Origin of the sequence: Anabaena sp. UHCC 0187, from assembly GCF_009712035.1 — a bacterium.
Taxonomy (GTDB): domain Bacteria; phylum Cyanobacteriota; class Cyanobacteriia; order Cyanobacteriales; family Nostocaceae; genus Dolichospermum.
This window is the reverse complement of sequence record NZ_VILB01000010.1, coordinates 91,596-105,557: the sequence shown is the minus strand read 5'-3', so window position 1 is coordinate 105,557 and position 13,962 is coordinate 91,596. Positions and strand designations below refer to the sequence as shown.

Below are 13,962 nucleotides of genomic sequence, written 5' to 3'. Positions count from 1 at the left end.
GGACTGGGGACTGGGGACTGGGGACTGGGGACTGGGGACTGGGTAATTAGGAAAAATTACCCGTTTACCAATACTTTTACTAACGATTATACAGCGGTTTCCGCTCTTATGAGTTACATCTTAGCCCCCTCATCGCTTGCGGGGAGGGGGTTGGGGGTGGGGTTCTTGTACCTCATAACACCTGGAAGTGCTGTATTAAGCGATCGCTATCCATGATTTCTAGGAAAGCGATAGCGAAGCGCGACCTAGGAATCGCTTTTTATGTTCTATTTTCTAATCAAGAACTCATCAAAACTTATAACTCAAAACCTGAATTTCCATATTTTCCGGTAAATTCTGAGAATTAATCATCAGAGAATCACTGTTACTCCGGCGGATATTAACACCCTGCATCAAAGTCAGAAAATCATCTATTGGGGTAATGTCACACTGGTTAGGATCAGCGGCTTGGGTGCGGTAATGGGTGGGAATGACTATCTTAGGATTTAGGACTTCAATAGCTTGTTTTGCTTCTTGGGGATTGTAGGCTTTAGCACTGCCTCCCACGGGAATAAATAACACATCGGGGCTACCCATGAGGATTTTTTGTTCTAGGGTAATGGGTGCAGCCGAACCCCCTAAGTGCAGCAGATTCATTCCCCCTGGGGTCAATTTCCAAACCACATTTTTTCCAAATCGGTTTCCACCGTTACGATCATGGTCTGTGGTAATTCCCTGAAATTTAACACCGCGAAACTCATAAACCCCCGGCTGATAAACTACTTTGGGATTTCCTGATAGTTGATCTATTGCCCCTTCATCTAACAGTTGACTGCTAATTAATACCAAATCTGCGGCAACTTTTGGGGGACGATACTTAGCTGTACATCCTAAAGTCCGAAAGGGATTAATGAGAATTTTGACCTTTCCATTAGTCAATAGAAAGCAAGTATGGCCTAACCACTGAATTGATACACCGCTAGTTTGGGCATTTACTGGAACTTGAGAACTTAAATTAGTAATTACAGCCGTTACTAAACCCGCCCCAGCACAGCCTATCAATTGTCGTCGTTTCATTTATATTCTCGCTTTATAAAGTTCGCAAAAAATTTCTCAGCAATTCCTTACCCAAAGAAGTGAGGACACTTTCTGGATGAAACTGGACTCCTTGAATATGAGGATAGTTCCGGTGTCTCACGCCCATGATTGTGCCATCTTCTACCCAAGCAGTGATTTCCAATACTTCCGGGCAAGTTTCGCGCTCAATAACTAAACTATGATATCTGGTAGCGGTCAATGGATTTTCTAATCCCTGAAAAATTCCTATGCCGGTGTGCGATACCTGAGAGGTTTTACCGTGCATCAATTCTGGGGCAGAGACGATTTTACCACCGAAAACCTGACCAATACTTTGATGTCCTAAACACACGCCTAAAATCGGTATTTGAGATCCTAGTTGAGCGATCGCATTCAGGGAAACTCCGGCATCATCTGGACGACCGGGACCTGGTGAAATCACCACTGCATCGGGGTTTAATGTCTTAATTTCGTCTACAGTAATCTTATCATTTCGGACTACTTGCAGGTCATTAGCCACTGGAAAATCTGCTGCTAATTCTCCCAAGTATTGTACTAAGTTATACGTAAAGCTATCGTAATTATCAATGACTAATATCACAATTTTTACCTAATTATATTTAAAAATATCAAAGACGTTCCCCGGAAACGTCTCTACTATTCACAATCTACTATCTAGAAAGTAGATAGGATTAAAGTTGCTAAAGGAGGCAATATTAGTGTAGAGGCAACCAATAATGCAACTAAAGCTGAAACAAGTACAGCACCAGCAGCGCAGTCTTTAGCGACTTTTGCCAACTCATGATAAGACTGTTTTACCGTTAAGTCTACAATGGACTCAATGGCAGTATTTACTAACTCTAAGGTCAAAACTAAGCCGCTGGTAATAGCAATTATGGCTATTTCCACTGTTGCCAAGCGCAAAAATACACTTAAACCAATAGCCAAGGCGCAGACGGCTACATGAATCCGAAAATTCCGTTGAGTCTGAAAACCATAGGTAATTCCAGCCCAAGCATACTTAAAACTAACAAGTAAATTAGAGGCAATTTGCCAGGAAAGTTCCCTATCTTTGGACACAAGCGTTGGTAAGCTGTTATTGGTGGATGATGACGAAACTTTTGGGGACATAGACACAAAAATACGAGATATGAGGGAGTAAGAATTTACCGATTTTCATAAGGATATCCGGTAAGTGGGAAACGAGCGTGGCTTTAGCCCTGAAAGGAAAGCGACACGGGCGGTTTTAACCGCTTTGAATCTTTTTTCATTACCGCCTTGGAGTTAAGAAATTCGGGGTACTTTTGTGGTGTACTTTCAACGGGACAATTACCGATTCAAATTTCCCAACTCTGTACGCATAATGTGTTGCTCCGAAGAGCCTCCCATTTCTGGGGTAATGTTAGCTTTGTCAATGTTTTAAGAGCTTGTTAGGCTTGCAACACTGTTTCAGTGACTTTGAAACTGTTTAATCACAAGCGACAGAGCAGGGAACTAGCTACGCATTCCAGGGTGTCGTGACTCAAAAAACGTAGTCAGTGAAGACTTAAACTGGTCAGTACAGCTTGCAATTTCTTACAAGCTCAGTCCCTTTAGGGCTGAGTTACTGACAGCCAGATAAACTTTGAGGTAATTGTAGGCTATTTTAAATATCTCAACTATAAAGTAATTACCAAGATTCGCAGTTGTCAAGATACATCTACAACTCTAAGTTAATAATAATACCTATTTTTTTCAGTAATACAACTTGCTGGGTTAACATTTCCATCAAACTTTCTTCGTCAGGATGATCCCAACCTAACAAATGCAATAAACCATGAGCCGTTAACCAAGCTAATTCTGTAGATAAGCTATGTTCCTGCTGTTGTGCCTGACGGTTTGCTGTATCTATAGAGACAATAATATCACCCAAATACAAAGGCATAGAAGCCAGCATTTCTTCGCTTTGTGGTAAATCTGCTTCTAGAGATGCAAAGGCTAACACATCTGTAGGTTTATCCTGCTGACGATATTGAGAATTGAGGGTTTGAATTTCTGTGTCGGTTGTCAAACGCAAGCTGATTTCATAACTAGGTGCAGTTGGTAGATAATCATCAAGAATTTCTAACCATTGCCAAAACCAGTTTTCCCAAGTTTCGAGAGGAATTGCTGAAGAGTCATCAACACAATTTTCTAAATATAATTCTACCTGTAGAGGCACTATTTTTCCTCACTTAGCGGGTAAGATATGCTAAACCCACAAGGACAGATAAAAGTCCTACGGCAGTTAGGGCAAAGTGTTTGAGGGAAGTGCCGCCTTTTCTGACCATGTTTCGCATGGCGAGTTTGACATAGCTAGGTTGGGGTTCTGTGGCAGGAGATTTGTCCATAATTCATTGAAGATCATTTCTTTTATTAATGTAACCGGTTGTGGGGGAATAGGTGATGAGGAAGATGAGTTACATATCTTGATTTTGTTTCGCGCAAAGAGGCAAAGGAGCAAAGACGCAAAGGAAGAAATTTCTCCCCCTGTTCCCTGTTCCCTCTGACTTACGCGTCAACTATTTGGTTTTCTTGTCTGAGATAGGCTTGAATGAACATATCAAGTTCACCATTCATGATATCGGTGACGGCTGTTGTTTCCATGTTTGTCCGGAGGTCTTTCACCATTTGATAAGGGTGAAATACATAGTTACGGATTTGATTACCCCAGGAGGCTTCGACCATATCGCCACGAATTTCGGCAATTTCTTGGGCGCGTTGTTCTTTGGCAATGATTAACAACTTGGCTTTAAGACGGGCTAGGGCTTTTTCTTTGTTTTGCAGTTGGGAACGTTCTTCTGTACAACGGACTGCTAGACCGGTGGGGAGGTGAACAATTCGGACTGCGGTTTCTACTTTGTTGACGTTTTGCCCACCTTTACCGCCAGAACGGGTGGTGCTAATTTCTAAATCTTTTTCTGGAATGTCCAATTTGACGGTGTTATCTATTTGCGGCATGACTTCGACTCCAGCAAAGCTGGTTTGTCGTTTTCCGTTAGCGTTGAAGGGAGAAATTCTGACTAGACGGTGAGTACCCATTTCCGAACGCAAATAACCATAGGCATAACGTCCGGTAATTTCTAGGGTGGCAGATTTAATGCCGGCTTCGTCACCTTCTGATTCTTCGGCTAGGGTGACTTTATAACCATGATCTTCTGCCCAACGGGTATACATCCGCATCAGCATAAATGCCCAGTCTTGGGCATCTGTACCACCAGCACCGGCGTTAATTGTCAAAACTGCGCCTTTATCGTCGTAAATGCCGGAAAGTAGTTGTTGTAATTCCCATTGGTCAAGGTCATGATTGAGTTTGGTAATGGTAGATTCCGCTTCTTGCAATAGTGCGGTGTCGGTTTCTAGTTCCAATAGCTCAACTACTACCCTAGTATCATCTAGGTGAGAATGCCACTGATAATACTGATCTAAATGGGATTTTAGATCATTGAGTTCTTGCAGGGTGTTTTGTGCCTGGGTTTGGTCTTCCCAAAATTCTGTTTGGGCTGAGATTTGTTCTAAGTCGTGAATTTTGGCTTTGAGTGCGGGTACGTCAAAGATAGTCCTGGGTTTTACCCAGGCGGCTAGATAACAGTTCGATTTCGCGTTTTAGTTCTAATACGTCCATAATTTTGGCTCAAGTTGTCAGGACTTGAGATTTGTCTAAGATAATTTGTATTTTAAATTTTACTGGATTTTGGTCAGGTCTCAGGGTGTTGCTGAGTTAATGGGATGATTTTTTTCTCACGCAGAGGCGCAGAGGCGCAAAGAGAAAGAGTTGAGGGGAATTAGAATTTGATGGGGAATTTGGGGATGTTTTGGGCTTTTGTGCGGGCTTCTATGGCTTGCTGGTAGTCTGGTTTATATTCTATGGCTTTGTCGTAGGATGTGATCGCTTGTTGATATTGTTGCAAATTTAATAAGGCGTTGCCTTTACTGTACCAACTTTGATAATGATTTGGTTTATAGCGGATTGCTTTGTTATAGGAAGTGATCGCTTCTTGATATTTTTGTAAATTATATTGTGTATTTCCTAAATTATACCATACTAAATAATCATTTCCCTTTAAACTAATAGCTTTCTGATAAGATTCTATTGCTTCTGGATAGCGTTTGACTTGATGCAATGCCCAACCCCGATTATACCATGCTTGATATTGTTGAGGATTAGATTTAATAACTTGGCTAAAAGAATCAATTGCTTCTGGATATCTACGTAATGTCATCAATACATTACTTCTAGATAACCAGGCGGCGGAGTTATTTTGATTATACTGTACGGCTTGATCATAAGCCTGTAAAGCATATTCATAACGATTTAAATTAACTGAACAATTACCTAAGTTATACCAAGCTAATTCATAATCAGGTTTTAATTCTATGGCTTTTTTGTAAGCTACAATTGCTTCTTCATACTGTTTAAGATTTTGTAATGCTGATGCTTTTTTGTACCATAATTGAGCATTGTCAGGTTGCAAGTTAACCGCTTGTTCATAAGCTTTAACTGCATTATTATATTGATTAATTTTTATAAAAACATCACCTTTAATTTGCCAAACTTGAGGATTATCATTTTTTAGTTGTAATGCTTTATCAAAGGTGGCAAGGGCTTCCGAATAACGTTTGAGGCTGACTAAAACAAAACCTCGATTAGTCCAAGCTTCTAAATAATTAGGTTGAATTTGAATGGCTTGATCATAAGCTATTAAAGCTTCTTGATATTTCTTTAATTGAAATAATGCTTTACCTTGACCATATAAAGCTTGAGAATAACTAGGTTTAATATCTACAGCTTTTTCATAAATTGCTAAAGCTTCTTCATAGCGTTGTAATTGAATCAGAGTATTTCCCTGATTATATAATTCTATAGCATTCTGATTGTTGATACGATTGAGCATAAATATTGCGCCAACACTACCAATACCTAACACAAATATTCCTAATAATAATTTCCAGAATATCCCTTTTTTAGTTTTGGAAGTATTTGCTTGAGTTGGTAAAGTAGCAGGAGAAAAAACTATAGTTCCCGATGTATTTTTATTTAAGTTTTCTAAGGCTTGTAATGCTATGGTCGCGGAAGCATAACGTTGACGAAAATCATAACACACCATTTGATTTAAAAATTGTGCGAATTCTGGAGATACAGTGGCATAATTTTGCCAAATAATCTCATTATTTTCGGGATCTTTGTCTAATTGTTCAGGAGATAATCCGGTTAAAGCTTGAATAGCAATAATTCCCAAAGCATAGATATCACTACTAAATTTTGGTGTGCCTTGTGCTTGTTCCCCTGGAGTGTAACCGGGTGTGCCAATAGCAACAGTAGATTTAGTAATATCTAGAGAATTTACTAATTTTGTCGTAATTTGTTTAACTGCACCAAAATCAATTAGAATTAATTTATGATCTTGTTCCCGTCTGAGAATATTCCGAGGATTGACATCACGATGAATTACTTTTTGTTGATGTACAAAGTCCAAAATTTCTAAAATTTCTTGTAATAGGCAAATTACCTGATCTTGAGTGAAGATTATACCAGGTTTTAATTCTTGACTAAGATCATTACCAACAATAAGTTCCTGAACCAGATAGAATTCGGCATTTTCTTCAAAGTAAGCTAAAAGTTGCGGAATCCGATCATGAATCCCTAATTTGTATAAAACTTGGGCTTCTGTGTCAAATAACCTTCTAGCTATTTCCAGGTGTAAAATATCAGTGGACTGAGGTTTGAGTTTCTTGACTACACACTGAGGTGAGCCTGGTAATTGCGTATCATTAGCGACATAAGTTTCACCAAATCCTCCACCTCCGAGGTAATTGGTAATTTGATATCTGCCTACAAGGGTGTTTCCCAACATTTCACCAGCCTATTTGACTATAATGTTACATTATGACAATCTTGCCACACAAAAATGAGAAGATAAGCAAAAATATTGATTAGTAACCAAAAACCAGTAACCCAAATGCTAAAGTTAAGATGATTCCTATAGATGACAATATCCACAGTTGGCAAAAGCCAATTATTAATTATTGGTTAGTTGGGATTAACCTAGTGATATTTCTCTGGGAAGTCAAATTAAACTGGAGTGATGAATTAGGGAATTTAATTAATAATTGGGGGATTATCCCTGAGCAAATAAATATTGCAATTGCCAATGCTTTTTTTGACAATTCTGCGGCTTGGGTAGTTGTATTTTGGCGGTTACTTTCTTTACTGGTGTCGCTATTCCTCCATGGCAGTTTTAGCCAAATTTTAGGTAATATGCTGTTTCTATGGGTATTTGGGAAAACGGTAGAAAGTATTTTGGGGCATAAACAATATTTACTACTTTACTTAACTGCTGGCTTTTTTTGTGGCATAGTCCAAATTATTTTATCATCGGATATAACAGTTCCAATCATTGGGGCAAATGGAGCAATTGCAGCTATTTTAGGTGCATATATCATCAAATTTCCCCAGGCAAAAATATATTCAGTTCTGACTTTATTAGTTTTATATATACCTGTTGAAATACCAGCTATTTTCTATTTATTTTGGTGGTTTGTACAGCAGTCATTTTATGGAATAGGTAGTTTAAACATTGTCGGTGGTCGTTCTTTCTCTAGTGTCAGTTACTGGGGACAATTTGCCGCTTTGGTGACCGGTGCGACTTTCATGAGAATCAGGCAGAGACTTTAAAATATTTGGATAAATCATGTTAAGATGTTATATTTACTTATAATATTTTTTTAGCTAAATCATAAAAATTAATTTTCTTAAATAACCATAGCAATAACTAAGGAAAAGGTAAGAATTTTATGACAAGACTTAATCCTGAGAACTGCTTAATTTTGGTGGTAGATGATGTCCTCCTAAATTTACAAGTTATGGCACAAGCCTTAGAATCAGCAGGCTATGAAATTACCTTAGCCTCCAGTGGGAACCAAGCTTTAGAACGAATGCAATTGGTACGTCCAGATTTAATATTATTGGATTTAATGATGCCAGATATGAATGGTTTTGAGGTATGTGACAAAATTAAATCTGATCTCAGTTTAGCAGATATTCCGATTATTTTTATCACTGCCAGTAATGAACAGGAGCATATATTACAAGCTTTTGACAAAGGTGCTGTTGATTATGTAGTCAAGCCATTTAATACCTATGAACTTTTAGCTCGTGTCAGGACTCATTTAGAGTTGAGATATACACAAAATCAACTAAAAAAAATGCTGGAGGAGCAAAAAGAATTAGTGAAAAGTCTAGAAAAATTAGCTAATACAGATTCATTAACAGGAGTTTGGAATCGTCGTTATCTTTTAAATATAGCAGAACAAGAAACTCAACGTTCTCGAAGATATAATCGTCCCTTATCTGTACTAATGATTGATATTGATCATTTCAAAAATGTTAATGACACTTATGGACACGCTATAGGAGATGAGGTACTAATTATCATGACAGAAACTGTCATGAAATATTTACGCAATATAGATGTTTTAGGGAGATTTGGGGGGGAAGAATTTGTGGCATTATTACCAGAAACTGACAGTCAAGCCGCAGTAATTACGGCTGAACGGATTAGAGTAAATATAGAAGAAATAAAGATTCCTATTGATGACAAATTAGTATCAATCACAGTTAGTATTGGTGTGGGTAGCTATCAGAAGGGTGATACAGATATTGATGTCCTGATTCAACGGGCTGACAAGGCACTTTATCAAGCTAAAAATCAAGGACGTAATCGAGTAATTGCTCATCATTTTCCTCAAGAAGTATATTCTTGAATGAGAGTTTTTCGCACAGATGGAAAATCATTGACGATCTGAGTTATGTTTACTATATCAAAAGTATTTAAATTAGTTTTGAGATGATCAGCATAGTCTAATAATAGCTGGCAATCATAGTTTTTTGCTAACTTTTTTAGGCGTTGATTAAATTTCTTTAATTCACGAATTTTAAGAGTTTTACGTAAGGTAAACCAGACTATTTCTTCTTGATCTAACTTAATAAATAAATCTGGTAAATTAATTGGACAAGTTAATATTATTTGGGTAGTAGGATCAGAAATATCAGGTTCTTTATTTGTTTGTTCTTGGATTACAAGACCCAATTTTAAATGTTTTTTGAGTTCACTAACTAGTTGTTGACGACTAACTGGTTTACGTAAAAATCCTTGACAGATTTTCTCAAGTTCAAACTGCTCTTCTTGTTGAGATGAAGCAGTAAGAATAATGATGGGAATATCTTGGGTATTTTGATCTTGTTTCAAATATTTTAATGCTTCTTTTCCATCCATGCGAGGCATTCTCAAATCGAGTAATATTAGATGAGGATGATGCAATTTGGTTAAATTAATAGCCTCTTCTCCATTCTCTGCAAATATCAGGAAATGGTGAGTTTTTTCAAAATATCCTCTAATTAATTCCCGATTTGATTCTATATCATCAACTACTAAAATTTTACTGGGTAAAAATTGGTTGAAATTATCGTCTTGACGAGATGATGTTATTTCTTTAACCACAGTAGCAGGTAAAACTTGAGGAAATACAAAAGTAAAAATACTACCTTCACCTAAGGTACTTTGAATTGTGACCATTCCCCCCATCATATTGATTAATTTGCGTGTGATTGCTAGTCCTAAACCTGTACCACCATATTTGCGATTACTTTGTCCATAACTTTGGACAAAAGCTTCAAAAATACTTTGTTGTTCTTGGCTATCAATGCCGATTCCTGTATCTTTAATAGCAATTTCTAGCCAGATATTTTCTTCATTTTCTATAAAATATGTTTGAGCGCGAAGAAATATTTGAATATATCCTTGTTCTGTAAATTTTAAAGCATTACCAACTACATTAAACAGAATTTGCCGTAATCTAATTTGATCAATATAAATAGCATTAGGAACTGTTTCTGAAATATGGCAACATAGGTTTAATTCTTTTTCAGTTGAGAGAGGTTTAAAAATATGGATAATTTCTTGAATTAGCGATCGCAAATTTACAGGTTCATAATATAGTTCGAGTTTACCAGCTTCAATCTTAGACAGATCAAGAATATCATTAATTAATCTGAGTAAAGTTTTACCACTGGCAGCAATAGCATCAACATAAAAACGAGAACGATCTTCAATTACTACTGATTTCAACAAATCCGCAAAACCAAGAATAGCATTCATTGGTGTCCGAATTTCATGACTCATATTAGCCAGAAATTCACTTTTAGCACGGTTAGCAGTTTCTGCTTGTTGTTTTGCTTGCTCTAGGGCTGAGTTTTTTAGTGTTAATTCTTCCCGTCTATAGGTTTCTGTTTCCAAAAAAGTTGCTTGAGCTATAGCAATACCGACTTGAGCAGCTACAGCTTCTAATAATTCAATTTCATCAGGTGTCCATTTCCGAATTTTTGGCTTTATATTCTCTTGTTCCCAGCAATAATGTAAGCCTATTATGCCATTGGGTTTTCCTTGATAAGAAGTCTGAATAGTTAGCAAGGACTTAAGTTGCAATTGGTGACAAAGATTAATAGCAGATTGCAATAATGGTTCATTATCAATATCAGGTGTAGCAATTGCCAGATCTGTTTTTAATACTTCTTGAATATGAGGATTACCTATAACCGGAACTTCTATTCCTTTCATTGATTGATAATTGCCATTTAAGTATTCTGCAACTAAAGGTAAATGCGGCTCTGGTTCAGCATTATAGGTATGAATGAGACAGCGATTAACAGCAAACGCCTGGCCAATTTGCACAGCAGCAGCTTCAAAAACATCCTGTGTTTTCAAATTCTGGCGAATTTCATCAGTAATTTGCTTAAGTAGCAACATTTTTTGTAATTGCTGTTGCAAAGCTACTTCTGCTTTTCTCCGTTCACTAATATCTCGAATTACACTTAATAATCCCATCTGATTACCATATTCGTCTTTGAGAATTGTCACTGATGATTCAACAAATATCTCTTCTCCATTCAGCTTGCGATGAATATTTTCCCCTTGCCAATAACCTATAGTGACTAAAGCTGCAAAAGCATTTTCTTCATCTGTTGATTTTATCCAAAGATATTCATAACATTCATTGATCTTTTTACCTATTGCTATTGCCGCAGTAATACAATACTGTTTTTCAGCAGCAGTATTCCAATGAATAATCTGGTGATTGAGATCAACCGCTACTACTGCATCACTAACTTGTGCTAATAACTGGGCTTGAAATTTGACTTGTTTTTCGGTTTCTTGACGCTCGGTAATATCCAAAATAACAGCTAAAAATACTTTTTTCCCCAACTCTTTCATCAGTTGTAAATGAACTTCCACAGGATACAAACTACCATTTACCCGTTGATGAATAGTCTGAAACTGGATAATTTCTTGTTCACTAGCTATTAAGGGAGCAATTAAAGATTGGAATTTAATCACTGTCATTTCTGGTTTAATGTCCAAAGGTGTCATTTGTTGGATTTCTGTCAAAGAGTAACCTAAGTTTTGAAGCGCCCCCTGATTTACGTACCGAAAAACTAATGTTTTGGCATCAAAAACGTAAATTTCATTTAAACTAGCTTCCAAAAGATTTGACAGATAAACTCTCTCTGCTTCGATCATGAAACGGGCGCTCATATCCTCAACAAAATATGTAAATTGCGGATAATTATGATCACCACTGCCAATATAATTAACTGTAGCCGATAAATATTTAGGAATATTATTAACCGTTAGCTGAGACTCAAAGTGGACAGATTCACCTGTGTATTGACTTTTTTGGTAATATTCTATCCATTGGCGAATATCTTTTTCAGACCTACCCATTTGACTAGCAAGTTTATTGGGTATATCCTCTGGAGTAGTTCCTAAAAACCTAGCAGTAGTTGAATTATCAGATAAATGACGAATATCATCATCTAGTAATTCCACCACACCCATCATCATGGGTGCAGAATCATAAAAGCTACGCAGGATAGCTTCCTTGTCTCTGACTGCTGCTTCCGCTTTTTGTAAGCGTTGGTTAATAGCTTCTAATTCCGCAGCTTGTTCTGCTAATTTAGAATATACACAGTGTAGCAACTGTTGATAAAATTCGTATAACTGCATTTTTCAGCAAAATTATACCATAACCAATAAATCTAGGGTGTGTCAAGAATCACCTTCCTAACACACCCTATAAATTGAAAATTTTTTGCTAAATTTAGTACACAACAGCGGAAGTCAACTAACTATTAAAAATTCCTAAAAAGCTTGTATAGTCTGCTTTTTTAATTTTTAATTATTAATTTTTAATTCCGAGAAAGCGGTACTAGCGTTTACCACGGTAAGGAACAGCATTTAGGTAATCAATGTCAAAGGAAGATAGCTTTTGAGCGTAATTACCTTTACCAGATACAGCACCAGCCATAGCGGCAAACTTGCGAGGATCTCCTTCTGCCATGCGCTTTTCTTTGGCTTTGGCACTGTAGAAGTTTTCCAAGGTAAAGCGCCAGTCGGTTTTGACTGTACCGGCTGTTTCTTGGAAGTCTACACCGTAACGAGGAGTTACCAAGTTAAAAGGACGATCTACAAACCGTTTACGTTGGTAAGGAACGGTATTTTCACCAAAGTTTTGGTTGTACTCTTCGCTATCTAATAAAACATCAACAAAGCCGCTAAAACCTTTGTTGCAAATGACAATTGACCAAGCAATTTCTTCTCTTTTATTGTAAGCACAACGACCCAATAAGCGTTTGAGGGTGATGTCTACTAAACGGTAGTTGTTGTTAACAGAAACAACTAAACGATAGAAAGCTTCAGATTTAGCCAAACCCCGGATAAAGTCACGAACTGACAAAGAACCGTTTTTAAGTTGAGATTCTAAAGTCACTTGACGGTTAAACTTGAGAATTTCATGTTCGCTGAAAACTTGGCGATAAGCAGCCCAAATGATGTTTGTCATGTCAGTGTAAGAACTAACATCTTCAATCCGATAGATATAAGGTGTATCTTCATTTTGGTCAGCAACGCCAAAGCTGCCCACCCGATGATTTTGACTGCTTGGATTGTATTGAAGTAATGGCAATGCCATATTAATTTTCTCCTTTTATGATCTAATTAAACAAAGATAATGAAACAGGGAATAGGGAATAGTTTTACCCTATTGCTTATTCCCTATTTCCTCTTGATCTTATTTTCCCCTTAAAAGGTTAGTAGATATTACTCATTCCTAACCAATGGAGGATAAATAAGAAAGTAATGCCTGCGGTTATTACTAGTAATACAGCAGACAATGCCCCCAAATCAACATTTGGCCTTGAGCTTGGGAAGAAAAACCGACCTTTTTGGACAATACCTGCCCGGTCACGATAATCAGCACCATAGCGAGGCGTAAAGCTGATTGGGCGGTCTGTGGTCATCCGTTTGCGTTGATAGGGTACGGTATATTCGCCAAAGGCTTGTTCATACTCGCTACTATCAATCAGAACATCCACAAATTTTCCCCAACCTAGAGTAGCAATTTGAATTGACCAAGCAATTTTTTCTTGCTCATTGTAGGGAGAACGACCTAAGATCCTTTTCAGGAACATTTCTACCAACCGATAGTTGTTATTTGGTGTCACAACTAGCTGATAAAACCTTTCTGATTTCACCAAACCACGAATGAAGTCTTTAACCGTAATTGACCGATTTTTGAGTTGGGTTTCTAAGGTAATTTGGCGGTTAAATTTGAGAATCTCCTGTTCGTTGAAGACTTGGCGATAGGCCGCCCAAATTAGTTGTTCAATTTCGCCGGCAGAGTTAGCATTTTCAATGCGGTAGATATAAGGATTGTCTTCGTTAATATCTGCCGTACCAAAGCTGCTAACTCTTTGGTTTTGAGTTGTAGGTTTGTATTCAAGTAAAGGAATTGCCATTTTAAAGAACCTGCCTTTTGGTAAAGTTGGCATCT

The 13,962-nt window shown here is 37.4% G+C and carries 12 protein-coding genes; 2 read left to right on the top strand and 10 right to left on the bottom strand.

Features of this window, described 5'->3' with window-relative positions; all coding sequences use genetic code 11:
• Positions 1 to 288 precede the first annotated feature (288 nt).
• From FJR11_RS08755 to FJR11_RS08725, 7 genes are all read right to left on the bottom strand, one after another.
• The gene (locus tag FJR11_RS08755; RefSeq protein WP_168503309.1) at positions 289 to 1,056 is read right to left on the bottom strand and encodes an MBL fold metallo-hydrolase; all 768 of its coding nucleotides are present in this window, start codon (positions 1,054 to 1,056) and stop codon (positions 289 to 291) included.
• A gap of 13 nt (positions 1,057 to 1,069) precedes the next feature.
• Positions 1,070 to 1,657 (bottom strand): aminodeoxychorismate/anthranilate synthase component II, encoded by a 588-nt coding sequence (locus FJR11_RS08750; RefSeq protein ID WP_168503308.1) that lies wholly within the window; start codon positions 1,655 to 1,657, stop codon positions 1,070 to 1,072.
• A gap of 74 nt (positions 1,658 to 1,731) precedes the next feature.
• Entirely contained in the window at positions 1,732 to 2,187 is a 456-nt protein-coding gene (locus FJR11_RS08745; protein ID WP_168503307.1) for a diacylglycerol kinase family protein, read from the bottom strand.
• A gap of 568 nt (positions 2,188 to 2,755) precedes the next feature.
• Positions 2,756 to 3,256: an rRNA maturation RNase YbeY gene (gene ybeY / locus FJR11_RS08740; RefSeq protein WP_168503306.1), complete on the bottom strand. Its 501-nt coding sequence runs from the start codon at positions 3,254 to 3,256 to the stop codon at positions 2,756 to 2,758.
• A gap of 13 nt (positions 3,257 to 3,269) precedes the next feature.
• Positions 3,270 to 3,425, bottom strand: coding sequence for a DUF3285 domain-containing protein (locus tag FJR11_RS08735; RefSeq protein ID WP_015079087.1), 156 nt, complete (start codon positions 3,423 to 3,425; stop codon positions 3,270 to 3,272).
• 160 nt (positions 3,426 to 3,585) lie between these two features.
• A protein-coding gene (prfB, locus tag FJR11_RS08730; RefSeq protein ID WP_168503305.1) for a peptide chain release factor 2 occupies positions 3,586 to 4,699 on the bottom strand; the annotation gives its coding sequence in 2 pieces (ribosomal slippage) (positions 3,586 to 4,626 and positions 4,628 to 4,699; 1,113 coding nt in all).
• Between the two features lie 160 nt (positions 4,700 to 4,859).
• Positions 4,860 to 6,929, bottom strand: a complete 2,070-nt coding sequence (locus FJR11_RS08725; protein ID WP_168503304.1) for a tetratricopeptide repeat protein — start codon at positions 6,927 to 6,929, stop codon at positions 4,860 to 4,862.
• Between the two features lie 119 nt (positions 6,930 to 7,048).
• Between FJR11_RS08725 and FJR11_RS08720 the strand changes: the two genes are divergently transcribed.
• Entirely contained in the window at positions 7,049 to 7,750 is a 702-nt protein-coding gene (locus FJR11_RS08720) for a rhomboid family intramembrane serine protease (RefSeq protein WP_168503303.1), read from the top strand.
• A gap of 119 nt (positions 7,751 to 7,869) precedes the next feature.
• The gene (locus tag FJR11_RS08715; protein ID WP_168503302.1) at positions 7,870 to 8,838 is read left to right on the top strand and encodes a diguanylate cyclase; all 969 of its coding nucleotides are present in this window, start codon (positions 7,870 to 7,872) and stop codon (positions 8,836 to 8,838) included.
• Here FJR11_RS08715 and FJR11_RS08710 read toward each other — a convergent pair.
• The 3 genes from FJR11_RS08710 to FJR11_RS08700 form a co-directional block, all read right to left on the bottom strand.
• Positions 8,820 to 12,137, bottom strand: coding sequence for a PAS domain S-box protein (locus FJR11_RS08710; protein ID WP_168503301.1), 3,318 nt, complete (start codon positions 12,135 to 12,137; stop codon positions 8,820 to 8,822). The two genes, FJR11_RS08715 and FJR11_RS08710, sit on opposite strands and share 19 nt — an antisense overlap.
• A 202-nt stretch (positions 12,138 to 12,339) precedes the next feature.
• Complete coding sequence (locus FJR11_RS08705) at positions 12,340 to 13,101, bottom strand: phycobilisome rod-core linker polypeptide (RefSeq protein ID WP_168503300.1); 762 nt, start codon at positions 13,099 to 13,101, stop codon at positions 12,340 to 12,342.
• Between the two features lie 118 nt (positions 13,102 to 13,219).
• Positions 13,220 to 13,927, bottom strand: a complete 708-nt coding sequence (locus FJR11_RS08700; protein ID WP_168503366.1) for a phycobilisome rod-core linker polypeptide — start codon at positions 13,925 to 13,927, stop codon at positions 13,220 to 13,222.
• Positions 13,928 to 13,962 lie beyond the last annotated feature (35 nt).